The organism is Microbacterium pollutisoli, from assembly GCF_053586795.1.
Genome location: NZ_JBNYWT010000005.1, coordinates 17484 through 35995 on the forward strand (window position 1 = coordinate 17484; position 18512 = coordinate 35995).

An 18512-nucleotide genomic window follows, 5' to 3' on the forward strand; every position below is an offset into this window, starting at 1 on the left:
ATCTGCTGTGACCTTCGTCGATGCGCTCGTCCTGATCGCCGGGCTGCTCGCGGTGACCGTGGCCGTCGGCGTCGCCGTGCGGTGGCGGGCCGGCCGGCCCCGGCGCACAGACGGCGACGAGGTCATCGAACCGCACCGGCTCGGCGCCGACCGACTCGGCGAGCAGGCGACGCTCCTGCAGTTCAGCACCGAGAAGGGCTCCCACTGCCCGACCGTGCACCGCACCCTGCACGAGATCGCCGCGGAGCGCGAGGGCGTGCTGCACCTGGACATCGACCTCACGCACCGTCCCGACATCGCGAAGCACTTCAACGTGCTGCAGACGCCCACGACCCTGATCCTGGATCGGCGGGGCGTCGTGCAGACCCGGTTCGGCGGGGCGCCGCGGCGCGACGTGGTGGAGCTCGAGCTCACCCGGGTGTCCAAGCTGGCACACGCCTGACGGCGGGATCGACCCGCGCCCGGTCCGGGTTCCCCCGGCGCACCGGCCGCTCTAGGCTCGAGGGCACACACTGCGGAGCCGAAGCCGCTGTGTCGAACCGACGAGGAGGACCCAGATGAGCGTCACGAGTGAAGCCACCACCACCTGGCAGGGCAGCCTGTTCGAAGGCTCCGGCGAAGTCGCGCTGGAGAGCTCAAACCAGGGCCCGTTGCCGGTGAACTGGAAGGCCCGCAGCGAAGGGTCGACCTCGGTCACCACCCCCGAGGAGCTCATCGCCGCCGCGCATTCGTCGTGCTTCAGCATGGCGCTGTCCAATGCCTTGGCCGACAACGGCACACCGCCCGAGCGTGTGGAGACCACCGCGTCGGTGACGTTCATCCCGGGCACCGGCATCACCGGATCGCACCTCAACGTCAACGCGACCGTCCCGGGGCTCTCGCCCGAGGAGTTCGCGCGGCTGGCCGAGGGCGCGAAGGCCGGGTGCCCGGTCTCGGCGGCGCTGGCGGGCATCGAGATCACGCTCGAGGCGACGCTTGCCTGATGCCCCGGCGCCCGGTCGCGTCGTCATCGCCGGCGCTTCCGGGCTGCTCGGGCGGGCACTGGCGGCATCCCTGCGCAGCGACGGGGTGCCGGTGACCCGCCTCGTGCGGCGGCCGGCCCGGGCGCCCGACGAGATCGCGTGGGATCCGGCGCGTGTGCCCCTGGATCCCGATGTGCTCGCGGGGGCACGCGCGGTGGTCGGGCTGAACGGTGCCAACATCGGCCGGTTCCCCTGGACGGCCCGGTACAAGCACACCCTGCTGTGGTCACGCGTCTCACCGACGCAGAACCTCGCGCGCGCGGTGCGGGCGCTGGGCGCGGACGCGCCGGCGTTCGTCTCGGCCTCGGCCTCGGGGTACTACCCGGCGCACGGCGGCGGCGTGCTCACCGAGCAGTCGCCGCGCGGCGAGACCTTCCTGGGCGACCTGTGCGCCGAATGGGAGGGCGCGGCGCGGCTGGCAGGCGAGAAGGCACGTGTCGCCCTGCTGCGCACGGCGCCGGTGCTGCACCCGCGAGGCGTGCTCGCGCCGCTGATCGTGCTGACGGGACTCGGGGTGGCCGGGCCGCTCGGCCGCGGCACGCAGGTGTGGCCGTGGATCTCGCTCGACGACGCGGTCGGCGCGATCCGGCACATCATCGACCGTGGGATCACCGGTCCGGTCAACCTCACCGCACCCGAGCGCGCGACGGCCAACGACATCGGTTTCGCGCTCGCGGTGCGGATGAACCGGCCGTACCTGGTGCGGGTGCCGTCCTGGACGCTCACCTTCGTCCTGGGCCGGGACGCGACGCAGTCGCTGCTGACCAGTGACATGCACGTGGTGCCCGACGTGCTCACGTCCTCGGGGTTCGTGTTCCGGCATCCGCGCCTGACCGACGGCGTGGCCTCGGCCGTGCCGGCAGCCTCGGCAGGTCGGTGACCGCCCGGCGGAGACGTGGCAGGGGTCGGCGGCGCGGGGGCGACCGGTCAGCGGCGGTCGGCGCGCTCCAGCGCGATCGCCTTGCGGACGGCCTGACGCGCGCGGCGCCGGTCGCCGGCCCCGCCGTAGACGAGTCCGAGCCGGTACCAGGCGCGCCAGTCGTCGGGGTGTTCCTCCACGGCGGCGCGATAGGCGGGGAACAGCGCGTCCGCGTCGGCACGGTCGGGCCGGCCGCTGGGCGAGACGGCGAGCTCTTCGGCGGGCAGCGCGCCCTCGGCGTCCAGCCGGGCACCCAGCCGCGACGAGCCCAGGCCGAAGGAGATCTCGTGCCACAGCCCCCACACGGCGAGAACCGGGAGCACGATCAGCGCGGCGCCCATCACGATGCCGACCGGCTCGCCGGAGCCGACCAGGAGCACCGCCCGGTGCCCCACCAGCGCGACGTACAAGACCAGCAGCGCCGCCATCACGGCGACGCCGCTGCGGGCGTTCATGCGCCGGTCTCGCGGGCGACCTGGCCGGACACGCCGCCTTCGGCGATGCCCGGGGCCGGGGTGGCGGCCGGTGCACCGATGCCGATGTCGATGAAGCTGTCCAACCCCACGATCACGCCCCGCGCCTCCCGTGCGGCACGCAGCGCGACGAGGATGCCGGGGGTGTAGGCGGCGGCCGGGTCGATCGTGTCGTGGACGAGGCTGAGCGCCTCACCCGGCCCGGACAGGATCGTCTCCTGCCGGGCGACCACGCCGGGGCGGCGCAGCGAGTGGACCTGGATGCCGGCGACCTGCTGTCCCCGCGCCCGCTGGTCGACGTGCGGCGCGGCGACGGGGCCGGCCTCGGCGCGGGCGGCGGCGATGAGCTCCGCCGTGCGCACGGCCGTGCCGCTGGGCGAGTCGACCTTGGTCTCGCGGTGGGTCTCCACGATCTCGATCGAACCGAAGTACGGCGCCGCGGCGGCGGCGAGGGCGCTGCCCAGCACCGAGCCCAGCGAGAAGTTGGGGATGAAGACGGCACCGGTGCCGGCCTGCTCCACGAGAGGGCGGACCAGGGCGATGCGCTCGGTCGACCACCCCGAGGTGCCCACGAGCAGGTTGATGCCGCGTTCGATGGCGGCGCGGGCCACGTCGATCGACACCGCCGGGGTGGAGGCGTCGACGACCAGGTCGGCGCCCTCGATCTCGTCGAGGTCGCTACGCGACCCCAGAACGGCGGCGATCTCGAAGTCGTCGGCCTGCTCGATCACCTGCGCGATGATGCCACCGAGCTTGCCGGATCCGCCCACGAGTGCCACGCGCGTCGTCATGCCTCAAGCCTACGGCGGATCGATCGCACCCCGACGCAGACCCGCGTGCGGCCCGGCCGCCCGGCGCGATTAGGCTGAACGCCATGGTGAGCCTCAGAGCCGTGTCGGTCGACGACCCTGCGGCGCACGCGCTGCTGAGCGAGTACTTCGGTGTGCGGACCGAGGAGTTCCCCGGGGCGACCTACACGACGGTGTTCCCCGACCCGGCGGCGTTCGTGCCGCCGGCCGGGGTGTTCCTCGTGGTGACCGATGACGACGGCCACGATGTGGGCTGTGGCGGCATCCGGCGCATCGCCGACGGTCCGGACGGCCCACGCTACGAGGTCAAGCACCTGTATCTGCGGGCCGAGACGCGCGGCCGGGGCTGGGGGCGCGTCCTGCTCGACGCCCTCGAAGCGCGGGCCCGCGAGTTCGGCGCGGTCGACGCCGTCCTCGACACCCACCACACGCTCACCGCGGCCGGCGGGCTCTACGTCCGCAACGGCTACCGGGAGATCGAGCCGTACAACGACAACCCCAACGCAACGCGGTGGTACGGCAAGCGTCTGACCCCGACCCCCACGGAGTGAGTCCGGGGTTCGGCGCCGAGTGCGGGGTTCGGCGCCGAGCACGCCGCGCACACGCCCCGACTCAGCATCGAAGGCGCGACTCGACGCAGCGGCAACGCCCCGCGGCTCACCGCCCGGTCAGCTGCGCCCGGGCGTGCTGCGCCATGGCGCGGAAGCCGCGGTCGGGTGAGTCGAGCAGGAGGGTCGCGTACGCGACGGCCCAGGCCCGCGCACGGGTCCAGTCGGCCTCGTCGTAGCGGTCGGCGAGATCGGCTTCGAACACCCTCCGGCCGGCGGTGGTGAACGCGAGCCAGGCGACGGCGAGATCGGATGCCGGGTCCCCCGCCGTCATGTCGCCGAAGTCGATCAGGGCCACCGACGCGGGGCCGGGGCCCACCACGATGTTGCCGGGGTGCAGGTCGCCGTGGAGCCACACCCCGGCGCCGGCCCAGCCGGGCGCGGCACACCCCGCCGCCCACGTCGCCGCCAACTCGGGGGCGGCCGCAAGCCGGCTGCGGACGACCGCGTCACGGGTGTGCAGGGGCACGCCGCGGACCGGGTTGTGCGGCGCGTCGGACGGGGCCGGCACGTGCAGGGCACGCAGCACCGCCGCCAGCACGCCGGCGAACGCGTCCCGTTCGCCCGGGGCGACGTCGAGCCCGCGCCGGCCCTCGAACCATGGGACGACGCTCCATGCCCACGGGTACTGTTCATCCGGGCGCCCGACGGCGACCGGCACGGGCACCGGCACCGGGAGTCGCGGCGCCAGTTCGGGCAGCCACCGCTGCTCGTGCTCGATCAGCCGCGCCGCCGCCGCACGCCGCGGCAGACGGACCGCCAGGTGTGCGCCGAGGCGGAACACGTCATTATCCCAGCCGTGCGCGATGTGCGTGAGCGGGCCGCGGAGCGACGGATGCTGGGCGGCCAGCAGCCGGTCGACGTCGGCGCCCGTGATGTCGAGGTCGGCGGACGGGTGCGGCACCCGATGAGCCTATCCCCCGGCCTGGCGCGGCCCGGAGGGCTCAGACCAGCGCGACCTCGGGCAACCCCGTGCGCAGCTCCATCGGCAGGTGACCGAGATCGTTGTGGGTCACCAGCGTCCACGGCCGGCCCGCGCGCTGCGCGAGGATCGTCAGCCCGCAGTGGGCCTGATTGATCGTCATCCATCGCCACGCCTCGGCTCCGAGCACTTCGCGTACGAACCAGGCGATGACGAAGTTGTGGGTGATGAGCAGCTCGTGCGCGGCGGGCTTGCGCACCAGGAACTCCGCGACGGCGTCGGCCATCTGGGCCGCCCCGGCTTCGACCTCGGCCTCGGTGACGCCGCCGAAGAACGGCTCGTACAGGGCGGGGGTCTCCGGCGTCATGCCGGTCGGGATGCAGTCGAACAGCAGCGCCGTCGGCTCCGGCGTCACCGACGGCAGCCGCTCGGCGACGGCACGCGCGGTCTCCGCAGCGCGTTCGAGCGGTGAGTGCCAGACGCCGGTGAGCGGGACGCCGGAAAGCCGGTCGGCCAGCAGTTCGGCCTGTCGTCGTCCGCGGGGTGACAGTGGTCCGTCGTCGAGTCCATGCTCGGCATCGAGGTGCTCGCCATGGCGCACGAGGTACAGATAGTGCGTCACGTGTCACTCACTCCGTCGGGACAATCACAGGTCTTCTCAGACTACGTCACACTCGCGGGCCCGGGGCCGCGGCGGGGGGAATCAGGCGGCGGCGCGGGCCAGTTCAGCCAGGTGTGCGCGGCTGAGGTGCGCTCCGATGCCCTGCACGACCTCTTCGATGTGCTGCACGGCGTATGCGTTCATGATCGGCGCCGCCACGATGCGCTGGGCCAGCAGCCAGGCGATCGCCACCGCCGCCGGCGGGATCGACAGTTCCGCCCCGATCTTGTCGAGCGCCCGCAGGGTGCGGGTGCCGCGCCGGTTCATGTTCGACGCCAGCTGCATACCGCGCACCGAGTGACCCACACCCGACCGTGACCGGTGCGCGCCCGACAGGTAGCCGTGCTCGAGCGCCTGGGACGGCGTGACGGCGATGCCCTGGGCGTTGGCGACCAGCCGCAGGTCCTCGTCGAAGTCCTGCCGCCGCAGCACGTTGTAGGCGACGTCGAGCACCGAGAAGCGCGGGTAGCCGGCGGATGCCAGGATGCGCGCCTCGACCAGCTGCGACGCGGTGTGGCCGAACGAGCCGAGGGCGCGGACCTTGCCGGACTCGACGAGCCACTCCGAGGTGGCCAGGGTGTCCTCCAGCGGGGTGGTCGTGCCGCTGGTCGCGTCGAGGTAGAGCACGTCGATGTGATCGGTGCCGAGCCGGGTGAGTGAGGACTCGACGGCGCGGACGAGGTTGACGGCTCCCAGGCCCGGGTTCTCGGGATGGGTACCGACCCGCACCGACACGATGATGTCGTCGCGGATGCCGCGGGTCTGCAGCCACTGTCCGATGATGTGCTCGCTGCGACCGGACGCGTACCCGTCGGAGGTGTGCACGGCGTTGCCGCCCAGTGCGCGGTAGGCGTCGAGGATCGCATGGGCCTTGCCCAGGTCGACGTGCCAGCCGAACTCGGCGCCGCCGAGGATCAGGGGGAAGATGCGCAGACCGGTGTCGCCCAGCGGCACCCGGACACGCGCACCCAACGGGGTGCCCTGCACCGGGATAGGGGAAGAAGGGTGCTCGGCCGCGGGCGCATCGACCGTCAGGCGCGGCGACGGCGCCGCTGCCTCACCGTCGAACAACCCCATGACGGGCCCTCCACATCGTCTCGGTGGAGAGAGCGTGGATACCGCACCCCCCGATGCGTATCTCGAGGCTAGGCCAGGCGTCGGACACTTCCGGCCGCCACGGCGACCCCCAGGTAAACATTCGATAACGCTTTGGCTGTGGGAGCGCACCCACCGCTGAAATGTCCCCCGAACGGTGGACACATCCGCGAATCCGCGCGCGGAGACGACGAACGCCCGCCCTCCGGAGAGAGCGGGCGTCCGTGCGGCGGATCAGCCTTCGGCCGGAGCCTCGGCAGCGGCGTCGGCCGCTTCCTGGTCGGCGGCCTCTTCGACCACGGGCTCGAGCGACAGCTTGCCGCGGTCGTCGATCTTCGTGATGCGCACGAGCTGCTTCTGGCCCACCGAGAGCACGTCCTCGACGTTCTCGACGCGCTTGCCGCCGGCGAGCTTGCGCACCTCGCTGATGTGCAGCAGGCCGTCCTTGCCGGGCAGCAGCGAGATGAACGCGCCGAACGTCGCGATCTTCACGACGGTGCCCAGGAACTGCTCGCCGACCTCCGGGTTGGTGGGGTTGGCGATCGCGTTGACCTGCGCACGGGCGGCCTCGGCCGACGGGCCGTCGGTCGCGCCGATGTAGACGGTGCCGTCCTCCTCGATGGAGATCTGCGCGCCGGTCTCGTCCTGGATCGCGTTGATCGTCTTGCCCTTGGGCCCGATCAGCTCACCGATCTTGTCGACCGGGATCTGCACGCTGATGACGCGCGGCGCGGTGGGCGCCATCTCGTCGGGGGCGTCGATCGCCGCGGTGAGCACGTTGAGGATGGTCAGACGCGCTTCCTTGGCCTGGGTCAGCGCCGCCGACAGCACCGACGACGGGATGCCGTCGAGCTTGGTGTCGAGCTGGATGGCGGTGACGAACTCGCTCGTGCCGGCGACCTTGAAGTCCATGTCGCCGAGGGCGTCCTCGGCGCCGAGGATGTCGGTCAGCGCCGCGTAGCGGGTCTGACCGTCGACCTCATCGGTGACCAGACCCATCGCGATGCCGGCCACCGGGGCGCGCAGCGGCACACCGGCGTTCAGCAGCGAGAGCGTCGAGGCGCACACCGAACCCATCGAGGTCGAGCCGTTGGAGCCGAGGGCCTCGGACACCTGACGGATCGCGTACGGGAACTCCTCGCGCGAGGGCAGCACCGGCACGAGGGCGCGCTCGGCGAGGAAGCCGTGCCCGATCTCGCGACGCTTCGGGCTGCCGACCCGGCCGGTCTCACCGGTCGAGTAGGGCGGGAAGTTGTAGTGGTGCATGTAGCGCTTGGACGTGACCGGCGACAGCGAGTCGATCTGCTGCTCCATCTTGAGCATGTTCAGCGTGGTGACACCCAGGATCTGGGTCTCGCCGCGCTGGAAGATCGCCGAACCGTGCACGCGCGGGATCACCTGGACCTCGGCGTCGAGCGGACGGATGTCGGCCAGGCCGCGGCCGTCGATGCGCACGCCCTCGGAGAGGATGCGGCCACGCACGATCTTCTTGGTCACCGACTTGTAGGCGGCTGAGAACTCGAGGGTCGCCACGGCCGGGAGCTGCTCGGCTTCGACGGCGGCCACGAGCTCTGCCTTCACGGCATCCTTCAGCGCGTCGTCGGCGTTCTGCCGCTCGGTCTTGTCGGCGATCTGGTAGATCGGCACGAGCTTGTCGTAGGCGCGGCCGGCCACGAAGTCGTAGGTCTCCTGGCTGTACGCCGGGAACACCGGGTACTCCTGGATCTCCTTCGCCGCGGTCCGGGCGACGGTGTTCTGCGCCTCGACGAGCTGCTTGATGAAGGGCTTCGCGGCCTCCAGACCCTGCGCGACGACCTCTTCGCTCGGCTTGGTGGCGCCGCCCTTGATGAGGTTCCAGCTGTGCTCGGTGGCCTCGGCCTCGACCATCATGATCGCGACGTCGCCGTCGGGCAGCACGCGGCCGGCGACGATGAGGTCGAACACGGCCTCCTCGAGCTGCTCGGCCTTGGGGAACGCGACCCACTGGTCCTCGTTCTGGCCGTGGCCGGGGATGAGCGCGAGGCGCACACCGGCGATCGGTCCGGAGAACGGCAGACCCGAGATCTGGGTCGACAGCGACGCGGCGTTGATGGCCAGCGCGTCGTAGAACTCGCCCGGCGCGATCGACAGCACGGTCACGACGATCTGGACCTCGTTGCGCAGTCCGTCGACGAAGGACGGGCGCAGCGGACGGTCGATCAGTCGGCAGACGAGGATCGCCTCGGTCGAGGGGCGGCCCTCGCGGCGGAAGAACGAGCCGGGGATCTTGCCCGCCGCGTACGAGCGCTCTTCGACGTCGACGGTCAACGGGAAGAAGTCGAAGCCCTCACGAGGGTGCTTGCCGGCGCTGGTGGCCGACAGGAGCATGGTCTCCTCGTCGAGGTAGGCGGCGACCGAGCCCTGCGCCTGCTGCGCGAGTCGACCGGTCTCGAAACGGACGGTGCGGGTGCCGAAGCGGCCGTTGTCGAGAACGGCTTCCGCGGCGGTGATTTCTGGACCTTCCAAGAGGTCCCTCCTTCTTTGTTTAGACTCGCACGCGCGTTTCGCGCACGAGATCGTGCGAAGGAGCAGGAACAGGCAGATATGGGCGCGCGGGCATGTCGCGAGGACACAGCCGCGGGGACCGCCTGCGCTGGTCACCAGTCGAAGACCACTCTGCGAGAGAGGAATCCACCACAGGGGACCAGCTTCCTGCCGGGCCTGCTCCATGAGCTCAGTGTGGAATTGAGCGGATGCCGGTAGGCAACCTTCTCAACCCTACCAGCGCGCCCGTCCGGTGCGTATCGTGGGGCCATGAGCAGTGACCACAAGCCCGCAGGCGCGGCATCCGAAGACATGAAGCGGAAGTTCCGCGAAGCGCTCGACAAGAAGAACGCCCAGCAGCGGGAAGGCGAGTCGCACCTGGACGGCGAATCGGCCATCCACGGCACCCACGGGGCCGTGACCAAGCGGGAGTTCCGACGCAAGAGCGGCTGAGCGCGATCCGACAGCGAGGAGCGAACATGAGCGACGTGGATCTGCCGGTTCCGGACGAGGAGCGGGAGGTGCCCCTCGACGACGAGACGGAACTCGAGCTGCCGCCGCCCACCCTCGACGACCGGGAGTCGATCGAGGATGAGCCCGCCGACGAGGTGCGGGAGGCGGCCATCGAGGCCGGCGACATCGAGCCGGGCGTCTGAGCGATGACGGGGGCGCCGAGGCGCCACAATAGGTGAGTGACCCGACTCCCCCGCATCGCCCTGCCCGCCCGCCTGTCCGACGCGCGCGGAGCCGACGCGCGTGTCGCGCTGGCCAACACGATCTTCGACGACGTGGCGGCGCTCGTCCGCGCCGAAGGGTTCGATGTCGTGGTGGTGCGCGACACCGACCTGGCCGGCTTCGCCGGCGTCGTCCTGCCCGGCGGCGGTGATGTCGACCCCGCGCGCTACGGCGGCGACGTCTCCGCCCCCTGCTACGACGTGAACCCGGCGCAGGACGACCTCGACCTCGGCATCGCCACGGCGGCGCTGGATGCCGGCATCCCCCTGCTCGGTGTCTGCCGCGGACTGCAGGTGCTCAACGTCGCCCTCGGCGGGACGCTGGTCGAGGACCTGCCCGCCTCCGCCGTGCGGCACACCCCCGCCGGGCGCGGGAGCCGCCTGGAATGGACGTGGCACACCGTACGGCTGAGCGACTCCCGGCTGCGCCGGGAGATCGGCGCCGACCAGGTCGAGGTCGCGTCGGGCCACCACCAGGCCATCGGCACGCTCGGCGCGGGGCTGGTGCCCACCGCCGTCGCCGACGACGGTGTCGTCGAGGCGGTCGAGCATGCGCACCTGCCGGCGCTGGCCGTGCAATGGCACCCCGAGGCCGCCGGCACCGAGGCGCTGCTGGCTTCGGCGCCGTTCGCCGTGTTCGCCGACCTCGTCCACGTCGGGCGCAGCCGCGCCGCCTGACCGCCGCGCGGCTCAGCGGCGGGCGGCCCGGCTCACTCGCCCGACAGTCCGCCGAGCAGGTGCCCGAACGAACGTCCCTCGCCCAGGTACTGGGCCGGGTCGAACGGATCGGCAGCCGTCGCCGGCTCACGGCGCGCGACCGCGTCGGCCAGTTCGCGGGCGCCGCGGTCGATGCGGGCGCTCAGCGGCGCGACGCTGTCGGCACTGCCGCCCCAGTCACTGGACGCCGCGAACACGCCGGTCGACACGGGCGCCGCGTGCAGGTACGTGAACAGCGGACGGATCGCGTAGTCGATGGCCAGCGAATGCCGCGCCGTGCCGGCGTTGGCGCCGATCAGCACCGGGGTGCCGGTCAGCGCGTCCGGGTCGAGGACATCGATGAACGACTTGAACAGGCCCGAGTAGCTCGTGGAGAAGATCGGCGTCACCGCGATGACCGCGTCGGCCGACACGACCGTGTTGATCGCGGACTCCAGGGCCGCCGGCGCGAAGCCGGTGAGCAGGTTGTTCGTGATGTCGTGCGCGAACTCGCGCAGCTCGATCGTGTCGACCTCGGCCTCGATGCCGCGCTCGGCCAGTTCGCGCACGGTCGCGGCGGCGAGGCGGTCGGCCAGCATCCGGGTCGATGACGGGTTGGACAGACCCGCGGAGACGACGGCGATACGACGGGCGCTCATGTCAGGCACCCGCCTTCACGGCCGCGGCGCCGAACGCCGCGCCGGCCTTCGGAGCGGTGTCCTGATACGGGTTGGGACCGCTCAGGTTGTCGCCGCGGTTGGCGCGGGGCCGGGCCTGGCGCGGTTCGGCGTCACCGTAGACCGCCCGCACGCGTGCGGCGTGCGTCGGCCCGTCGGGGACGTTCGCGGGGCGGTCCTTCGCGAACTCGCGACGCAGCACGGGCACGACGTCCTCGCCGAGGAAGTCGATCTGCTCGAGGACGGTCTTCAGCGGCAGGCCGGCGTGGTCCATGAGGAACAGCTGACGCTGGTAGTCGCCGAACAGCTCGCGCATGCCGGCGTAGCGGTCGATGACCTGCTGCGGTGAGCCCACCGTCAGCGGCGTCATCTGGGTGAAGTCCTCCATCGAAGGCCCGTGGCCGTACACCGGCGCGTTGTCGAAGTAGGGACGGAACTGCGCCACGGCATCCTGCGACTTCTTGGCCATGAACGCCTGGCCGCCCAGGCCCACGATCGCCGTCTCCGGCGCGCCGTGACCGTAGTGCTCCCAGCGCTGGCGGTAGAGCGCGATCAGGCGCTGATAGTGTTCGGCGGGCCAGAAGATGTTGTTGGCGAAGAACCCGTCGCCGTAATAGGCGGCCTGCTCGGCGATCTCGGGGGTGCGGATCGAGCCGTGCCAGACGAACGGCGCGACGCCGTCCAGCGGGCGGGGCGTGGCGGTGAAGCCCTGCAGCGGGGTGCGGAACTGACCCTCCCAGTCGACGACGTCCTCGGTCCACAGCTTGTGCAGCAGCGCGTAGTTCTCGATCGCCAGCGGCAGACCCTGCCGGATGTCCTTGCCGAACCACGGGTAGACCGGTCCGGTGTTGCCGCGGCCCATCATCAGGTCCATGCGGCCACCCGACAGGTGCTGCAGCATCGCGTAGTCCTCGGCGATCTTGACCGGGTCGTTCGTGGTGATCAGCGTGGTGGCCGTCGACAGCAGCAGGCGTTCGGTCTGCGCCGCGATGTAGGCGAGGGTCGTGGTGGGCGAGCTCGACCAGAACGGCGGGTTGTGGTGCTCGCCGAGCGCGAAGACGTCGAGCCCGGCCGCTTCGGCGTGCCGCGCGATGGTGACCGTGGCCTGGATGCGCTCGGCCTCACTGGGCGTGTGACCTGTGGTGGGGTCCGTGGTGATGTCGCTGACCGTGAAGAGGCCGAACTGCACCTGTGGGGCGGTGCCGGTGGTGGTGTCGCTCACGTGTGTCTTCCCGATTCCCAGGCTGTCGCCTGATTCATGCAGTTGAATATACCTCGTTCAACACGGGGATGCGAGATCTATTCCCGCAGGTCACACCCGGCTCCTGCCGGTAGCGTTGCCCGCAGCATGCACGATTCGACGCCCCCTCGCACGGCCCCGACCGCCACCCGCCGGCGGGTGCCGCTGTGGGACAACGCCCGCTTCGCCTGCATCGTCCTGGTGGTGCTCGGGCACGCGATCCAGCGCCTCACCTACGACTCCGACATCGCCTACGGGCTGTACCTGCTCGTGTACGCGTTCCACATGCCGGCGTTCGCGCTGATCTCCGGCTACTTCTCCAAGTCGGATCCGCCCAGTCGGCGCCAGATGGCCCGCGTGCTCACCGACATCGTGGTGCCCTACATCATCTTCGAGGGCTTGTGGACCCTCACCAAGTTCCTGGTCGAAGGCCAGGCGAACCCGAACATCACCCAGCCGTCATGGACCCTGTGGTTCCTGCTGGCGCTGGCGATCTTCCGCCTGGTGCTGCCCTATCTCGCCCTGCTGCGCTGGCCACTGCTGTGGGCGCTGATCATCTCGATCAGCGTCGGCTACCTGCCCAACATCGACTCGACCCTGTCCCTGTCGCGCACGCTGGGCCTGTTGCCGTTCTTCACGCTGGGCTGGTGGCTGAAGCACCATGGCATTCTGGAACGGTTCGACCTGCTGCGCCGCCGACGCTGGTGGGTGCGGCTGGTCGCGGTGGCCACCTTCGTCGTCGCCGGGTGGGCGTGCTGGTTCTTCATCGACGTCTGGAAGGCCGTCGACCTGCGCCTGTGGCTGTTCTACGACGACAGCTACGTCGATCTGGCCGGCGGGGCGTGGTGGAGCGGGCTCGTGCGCCTGGCCCTCATGGGCGTCGCGCTCATCCTGAGCATCGCGTTCTTCGCCCTCATCCCCCGCGGCACCCACCGGTGGACGCACTTCGGCCAGTACACGATGTACATCTACCTGCTGCACTCGTTCGTGCTGTACCCGTTCCGCGAATCGGGCGTGCTGCGCGACCTCGACCCGACATGGATCTGGCTGCCGCTGGTGACCGTCCTGTCGGTGCTGATCGCGGTGGGGCTGGCCACGAAGCCGGTGCGCACCGTCTTCCGGCCGCTCATCGAGCCGCGTCCGGCCTGGCTGTTCGCCGACCCCGGAATGGCCGGCCGTGAGGGGCGCCGCAGCGACCCCACGGGATCGCGCCGCTCGTCGTAGCCCCTGACATGAACCGGCCGGGGCTCTGACCGAGCGGCGGGCGCGGCAGGCGGCGATCTGCCGCACGCGCGGGCGAAGTGAAATATGACGCGATGTCGGGTGAAACATTCGTCTGGATGCCGGCGCGCCCACTTACTGTCGTGCCATGACCGACATGAACCTGCCCATTCTCGACCTCTCCCAGCTGGACGCGGGCCCGGAGGCCGCGGCCAGGTTCTGCGACGACCTGCGCGCCGCCACCCACGACGTGGGCTTCTTCTATCTCACCGGCACGGGTGTCACGCCCGAGCTGGAGGCGCGGCTGCACCAGACCGCACGCGACTTCTTCAACCTGCCCGAGGCCGACAAGCTCGAGATCGAGAACACCCGCAGCCCCCACTTCCGCGGTTACACCCGCATCGGCGGCGAGCGCACCCAGGGCAAGGTCGACTGGCGTGAGCAGATCGACATCGGCCCCGAGCGGGAGGCCGTCACCGATCCCGACGCCCCCGACTTCGCCCGGCTCACCGGCCCCAACCAGTGGCCGAGCGCGCAGCCCGAGCTGCGCGAGGTGGTCGACGAGTGGCAGGACCGCCTCACCGGCATCGCCCGCAAGCTCCTGCGGGCCTGGGCCGTCGCGCTGGGCGCCGAGGAGGACCATTTCGAACGGCACTTCGGTGACCCCGCCTCGCTGCTGAAGATCGTCCGCTACCCGGGCAAGGAGGACCCGACGCCGCAGCAGGGCGTGGGGGCGCACAAGGACTCCGGCGTGCTGACGCTGCTGTGGGTGGAGCCGGGCAAGGGTGGCCTGCAGGTGCAGCGCGACGGCGAATGGGTCGACGCACCCCCGGTGCCGGGGGCGTTCGTCGTGAACATCGGCGAGATGATGGAGTATGCCACCGGCGGCTACCTCATCGCCACCAACCATCGGGTGATCTCGCCGACGTACCCCGACGATCGCATCTCCGCGCCGTTCTTCTTCAACCCGGCGCTGGACGCGCAGCTGCCGCTGGTGGAACTGCCGGCCGAGCTGAAGGCGCAGGCGCGGGGCATCACCCAGGACCCGGACAACCCGATCCACTCGCTGTACGGCGAGAACGCGCTCAAATCGCGGCTGCGGGCGCACCCCGACGTGGCCGCGATCTGGCACGCCGATCTGCTCGCCGAACGCGCCGCCGTCGGCTGAGCCGGTCCGGCGGCGGCGACTGCCAGAGCGCGACGCCGCCCGCAACCCCCTGGCGGCACGGAAACCGCGGCCGTAGCGTGCCGGACATGAGCGACGTCGTGATCTTCGCCCCTTCGCCCGTGCTGACCGTGACCGTCGAGGAGCACCCCGGCGGCCCGGACATCCACGTGCACGCCGGGGGCCAGGGTGTCTGGCAGGCGCGCATGCTCATGCGGCTGGGCGCGTCGGTGACCATGTGCAGCGTGCTCACCGGTGAGACCGGCGACATGGTGCGTCACCTGCTCGAGCAGGACGGCGCGACGGTGGCCGGACCGAGCCGCGAGGGCCGCGGCGCCGCCTACCTCCACGATCGGCGCAGCGGCCGGCGCGAGGTCGTCGCCGAAGCGGACGGCGACCCCCTCGGCCGGCATGAGCTCGATGAGCTGTTCAGCACCACGCTGCGCGAAGGGGCCGAGTCGGGACTCGTGATCCTCAGCGGCCCCCAGGGCGACACGGCGCTGGACCCCGACACGTACCGGCGCCTGGCCGCCGATCTTCGCGAGGCGGGCGCCCAGGTGGTGGTCGACCTGGCGGGCGAGCGGCTGAAAGCGGCGCTGGCCGGCGGGGTGACGGTGCTGAAGGTCAGTCATGAGGAGCTGCACGAGGACGGCCTGATCGATGAGCACACCGTGCCGGCGCTCATGCGGGCGATGCGGCAGCTGCGCACGCGCGGTGCCGAGACCGTCATCGTCACCCGGTCGAGCGACGCCCTGCTGCTGCTCGACGGCGACGGATTCCTCGAGGTCGCTCCCCCGCGTCTCGAGGTGGCCGACACCCGCGGCGCGGGCGACTCGCTCACGGCCGGAATCGCCGCGGGACTTTCCCGCGGAGAGACTCCGCGGGAAGCGGTGACGATGGCCGCGGCCGCCGGCGCCCTCAATGTCACGCGGCACGGACTGGGCACCGGCGACCCGGAGGCGATCGCCCGACTGCGCGACGAGGTCACCGTGCGGGTGCTGGACGACGAGACCGACACCGACATGCCGCAGCCGGACACCGGCCGGGTCAGTCCCGACGGCCTCGCCGCCCTCGCGCAGCAGGACGACGCGGAGGACCCGCCGCCCGAAGGCAGCGCGCCCCACGGTGGGGAGGGCGACCGATGACCCGTGTGCTGGTGACCAATGACGACGGCATCGACGCCCCGGGCCTGCATGCACTCGCGCGCGCAGCGGTGGACGCCGGCTACGACGTGACGGTGGCGGCCCCGGCGCGGCAGTCCAGCGGCGCGAGCGCCTCGATCGCCGCCGCCGAGGAGGACGGCCGGATCGCGGTGGAGCGCCGCGAACTGGCCGGGCTCGACGGGGTGCCCGGCTTCGCGGTGCGCGGCGGCCCGGGGCTCATCGCCCTGATCGCCGCACACGGCGCATTCGGCGAGGCGGCCGAGCTGGTGCTGTCGGGGGTGAACCACGGCGCCAACGTGGGCCGGGCGATCCTGCACTCCGGCACGGTGGGCGCCGCACTCACCGGCGGCCTCAACGGGGCGTGGGGCGTGGCGGTGTCCCTGGACGTGGGCATGCACCCGGACACGTTCCACTGGGATGCCGCCGCCGACGCGGCGCTGGGCCTGCTCCCGTTCCTGCTGGCGCGGCCCCGCGGCACCGTGATCAATGTCAACGTGCCGAATGCGCCGACCCATCGCGGGATCCGCGAGGCGGAACTGGCCCCGTTCGGCATCGTGCAGACGACGCTGAGCGAACGCGGTGAACACCACCTGCGGCTCGCCGTCGAGGATCTGCCGAACGTGCCCGAGCCGGGCACGGATGCCGCCTACCTCGCCGAGGGCTGGGTGACTCTGAGCGGGCTCGATCCGGTCTCGCACGTCGCGCTCGGCTACGCCGAGTCCCCGGCATCCGCACCGTGATCCGACCCGTCCGCGCATGACGAAGGCCGCCCCACACCGTGGAGCGGCCTTCCCAAGAAGTTTCGAGCGATTGAACGGCTGGTGGCGGTGCCTTATCGACGCAGACCGAGACGCTCGATGAGCGAGCGGTAGCGGTTGATGTCGACGTCCTGCAGGTAACCCAGCAGGCGGCGGCGCTGACCGACGAGCAGGAACAGCCCACGACGCGAGTGGTGGTCGTGCTTGTGTCCCTTGAGGTGCTCGGTCAGGTCCTTGATGCGCTGCGTCAGCATCGCGACCTGCACCTCGGGGGATCCGGTGTCACCGGGGTGCGTCGCGAACTCTTCGATGATCGCCTTCTTGACCTCTGCATCCAGTGCCATAGGTGATCCCCTCTCTCTTCGTTGCGCGGTGCCCGACGCCTTCTGCGTGAGCTCTCTTTATCCGCGGCCGATCCAACGGCAACCTGAAGAGTCTACCAGCGATTAGGCTCACTCTGTGCTCCGCCCTGATCGCTCCCGCCCCCGGCTGCGACGCGACCATTTCATCGATCTGAGTCCGCTGACCACCAGTCCCGCGTTCGCGCGCATGTGGATCGGGTCGACCCTCGCCGGCCTCGGCGGGCAGCTGACGATCGTGGCGATCATGCTGCACATGTACGAGCTCACCGAGTCGACCTTCGCGGTGTCGATGATCGCTGTGGCGGGCCTGGTGCCGATGATCTTCGCGGGCCTGTACGGCGGCATGCTCGCCGACGCATTCGACCGACGCCGGGTCGCGCTGATCGCCGCGAGCGTGACGTTCGCGTCGACCGCCGTGCTGATGGTGCTCACGTGGACCGGTGCCGAGTCGGTGGCGTGGCTGTACGTCATCGCCGTGGTGAACTCGTCGGCCAACTCGGTCGTGATGGCGGCGCGGCAGGCGATCGTGCCCCGGCTGATCCCGGCGGCGCTGCTGCCGGCCGCATCGGCGCTGGGCGGCATCACCATGGGCATCATGGTCTCGATCGGCCCCGCCGCCGCGGGCGTGCTGGTCGCCTTCACCGGGTACGGCTGGACGTACACGATCGACCTCGTGCTGATGTCGGCACTGTTCCTCGGGCTGTGGACGCTGCCGGCGATCAAGCCCGAGGGTGAGATCGTGCGCCCCGGGCTCGCCTCGCTCGTCGACGGCTGGCGGTTCTTGCGGCGCGCCGGCAACATCCGCATGCAGTACATCCTCGACATCGTCGCCATGACGTTCGGGCAGCCCCTTGCCCTGTTCCCCGCGATCGGGGCGCTGCTGCTGGGCGGCGGCGCCATCACCACCGGCGTGCTGACCGCGGCGATCGCCGTCGGTGCGTTCTTCTCGAGCCTGCTGTCGGGGCCCGTCGCCCGCTATCGCTGGCATGGCCGCGGCATCGAACGCGCGATCATCGCGTACGGGGCATCGATCGCCGCGTTCGGCGCCGTCTTGCTGCTGGCAGCCTTCGGTCTGTTCTCCCCCGCCGTGGTCAGCGACACGTCGGTGAACATCGTGCTGCTCGTCGCGGCATGCGTCGCCCTGGCGGGGTCGGGCGCCGCCGACAACATCAGCTCGATCTTCCGCAGCACCATGATGCAGTCGGCCGTACCCGACGCGATCCGCGGGCGCCTGCAGGGCATCTTCATCGTCGTGGTCGCCGGCGGCCCGCGCGTGGGCGCGCTGTACGCCGGCACCCTCGCGACCTTCACCGCACTGTGGTTCCCGCCGCTGCTGGGCGGGTTCGTCATCATCGGCCTCGTGCTGTTCCTCGTGCGGCTGGCCCCGCGCTTCCGCGCATACGACGCCGAGAACCCGGTGCCCTGAGCCGGGGAGGGGGTGGATGCCGTGGCATCCACCCCCTC

Annotated in this window: 21 protein-coding genes; 12 read left to right on the top strand and 9 right to left on the bottom strand. The window is 71.3% G+C overall.

Annotated elements, in window-relative coordinates; all coding sequences use genetic code 11:
• Positions 1–7 precede the first annotated feature (7 nt).
• From ACQ143_RS11690 to ACQ143_RS11700, 3 genes are all read left to right on the top strand, one after another.
• The gene (locus tag ACQ143_RS11690; protein WP_449570873.1) at positions 8–442 is read left to right on the top strand and encodes a thioredoxin family protein; all 435 of its coding nucleotides are present in this window, start codon (positions 8–10) and stop codon (positions 440–442) included.
• A gap of 115 nt (positions 443–557) precedes the next feature.
• Positions 558–983, top strand: coding sequence for an OsmC family peroxiredoxin (locus tag ACQ143_RS11695; RefSeq protein WP_449570874.1), 426 nt, complete (start codon positions 558–560; stop codon positions 981–983).
• On the top strand, positions 976–1902 hold the full coding sequence (locus ACQ143_RS11700; RefSeq protein ID WP_449570875.1) for a TIGR01777 family oxidoreductase: 927 nt from the start codon (positions 976–978) through the stop codon (positions 1900–1902). The genes ACQ143_RS11695 and ACQ143_RS11700 overlap by 8 nt, the downstream gene beginning before the upstream one ends.
• Before the next feature lie 47 nt (positions 1903–1949).
• Here ACQ143_RS11700 and ACQ143_RS11705 read toward each other — a convergent pair whose 3' ends face one another.
• Complete coding sequence (locus tag ACQ143_RS11705; protein WP_449570876.1) at positions 1950–2396, bottom strand: tetratricopeptide repeat protein; 447 nt, start codon at positions 2394–2396, stop codon at positions 1950–1952.
• Positions 2393–3205, bottom strand: a complete 813-nt coding sequence (gene dapB, locus ACQ143_RS11710) for a 4-hydroxy-tetrahydrodipicolinate reductase (RefSeq protein WP_449570877.1) — start codon at positions 3203–3205, stop codon at positions 2393–2395. Before dapB ends, ACQ143_RS11705 begins: the two co-directional genes overlap by 4 nt.
• 83 nt (positions 3206–3288) lie before the next feature.
• On the opposite strand from dapB, the gene ACQ143_RS11715 reads away from it, so the two are divergent.
• A complete protein-coding gene (locus ACQ143_RS11715) occupies positions 3289–3774 on the top strand; it encodes a GNAT family N-acetyltransferase (protein WP_449570878.1) in 486 nt (161 codons plus the stop codon).
• A gap of 106 nt (positions 3775–3880) precedes the next feature.
• Here the strand turns inward: ACQ143_RS11715 and ACQ143_RS11720 are convergent, their stop codons facing one another.
• From ACQ143_RS11720 to ACQ143_RS11735, 4 genes are all read right to left on the bottom strand, one after another.
• Complete coding sequence (locus tag ACQ143_RS11720; protein WP_449570879.1) at positions 3881–4735, bottom strand: phosphotransferase; 855 nt, start codon at positions 4733–4735, stop codon at positions 3881–3883.
• 40 nt (positions 4736–4775) lie between these two features.
• Positions 4776–5375 (bottom strand): histidine phosphatase family protein, encoded by a 600-nt coding sequence (locus ACQ143_RS11725; RefSeq protein WP_449570880.1) that lies wholly within the window; start codon positions 5373–5375, stop codon positions 4776–4778.
• A gap of 81 nt (positions 5376–5456) precedes the next feature.
• A complete protein-coding gene (locus ACQ143_RS11730) occupies positions 5457–6491 on the bottom strand; it encodes an aldo/keto reductase (protein WP_449570881.1) in 1035 nt (344 codons plus the stop codon).
• A 252-nt stretch (positions 6492–6743) separates the two neighbouring features.
• Positions 6744–9014: a polyribonucleotide nucleotidyltransferase gene (locus ACQ143_RS11735; protein WP_449570882.1), complete on the bottom strand. Its 2271-nt coding sequence runs from the start codon at positions 9012–9014 to the stop codon at positions 6744–6746.
• A 288-nt stretch (positions 9015–9302) separates the two neighbouring features.
• Between ACQ143_RS11735 and ACQ143_RS11740 the strand changes: the two genes are divergently transcribed.
• From ACQ143_RS11740 to ACQ143_RS11750, 3 genes are read left to right on the top strand one after another with little or no spacing between them, the layout of a single operon-like run.
• Positions 9303–9485: a DUF5302 domain-containing protein gene (locus ACQ143_RS11740; protein WP_449570883.1), complete on the top strand. Its 183-nt coding sequence runs from the start codon at positions 9303–9305 to the stop codon at positions 9483–9485.
• Positions 9486–9511: 26 nt separating this feature from the next.
• Complete coding sequence (locus ACQ143_RS11745) at positions 9512–9688, top strand: hypothetical protein (RefSeq protein ID WP_449570884.1); 177 nt, start codon at positions 9512–9514, stop codon at positions 9686–9688.
• A gap of 36 nt (positions 9689–9724) precedes the next feature.
• On the top strand, positions 9725–10444 hold the full coding sequence (locus ACQ143_RS11750) for a gamma-glutamyl-gamma-aminobutyrate hydrolase family protein (RefSeq protein WP_449570885.1): 720 nt from the start codon (positions 9725–9727) through the stop codon (positions 10442–10444).
• Between the two features lie 32 nt (positions 10445–10476).
• Here ACQ143_RS11750 and ACQ143_RS11755 read toward each other — a convergent pair whose 3' ends face one another.
• A complete protein-coding gene (locus ACQ143_RS11755; RefSeq protein ID WP_449570886.1) occupies positions 10477–11121 on the bottom strand; it encodes an FMN reductase in 645 nt (214 codons plus the stop codon).
• A 1-nt stretch (position 11122) separates the two neighbouring features.
• Positions 11123–12328, bottom strand: coding sequence for an LLM class flavin-dependent oxidoreductase (locus ACQ143_RS11760; RefSeq protein WP_449571112.1), 1206 nt, complete (start codon positions 12326–12328; stop codon positions 11123–11125).
• 159 nt (positions 12329–12487) lie between these two features.
• Here ACQ143_RS11760 and ACQ143_RS11765 point away from each other — a divergent pair, with 159 nt between their 5' ends.
• The 4 genes from ACQ143_RS11765 to surE all read left to right on the top strand — a co-directional run bounded on the left by ACQ143_RS11765 (position 12488) and on the right by surE (position 16668).
• On the top strand, positions 12488–13603 hold the full coding sequence (locus ACQ143_RS11765) for an acyltransferase family protein (RefSeq protein ID WP_449570887.1): 1116 nt from the start codon (positions 12488–12490) through the stop codon (positions 13601–13603).
• A gap of 145 nt (positions 13604–13748) precedes the next feature.
• Positions 13749–14768 (top strand): isopenicillin N synthase family dioxygenase, encoded by a 1020-nt coding sequence (locus ACQ143_RS11770; RefSeq protein WP_449570888.1) that lies wholly within the window; start codon positions 13749–13751, stop codon positions 14766–14768.
• A gap of 86 nt (positions 14769–14854) precedes the next feature.
• The gene (locus tag ACQ143_RS11775) at positions 14855–15910 is read left to right on the top strand and encodes a 1-phosphofructokinase family hexose kinase (RefSeq protein ID WP_449570889.1); all 1056 of its coding nucleotides are present in this window, start codon (positions 14855–14857) and stop codon (positions 15908–15910) included.
• Entirely contained in the window at positions 15907–16668 is a 762-nt protein-coding gene (gene surE, locus ACQ143_RS11780) for a 5'/3'-nucleotidase SurE (protein WP_449570890.1), read from the top strand. Before ACQ143_RS11775 ends, surE begins: the two co-directional genes overlap by 4 nt.
• Positions 16669–16760: 92 nt before the next feature.
• On the opposite strand, the gene rpsO is transcribed toward surE, so the two are convergent.
• Entirely contained in the window at positions 16761–17030 is a 270-nt protein-coding gene (rpsO, locus tag ACQ143_RS11785; protein WP_449570891.1) for a 30S ribosomal protein S15, read from the bottom strand.
• 115 nt (positions 17031–17145) lie between these two features.
• On the opposite strand from rpsO, the gene ACQ143_RS11790 reads away from it, so the two are divergent.
• Positions 17146–18474, top strand: a complete 1329-nt coding sequence (locus ACQ143_RS11790) for an MFS transporter (protein ID WP_449570892.1) — start codon at positions 17146–17148, stop codon at positions 18472–18474.
• Positions 18475–18512 lie beyond the last annotated feature (38 nt).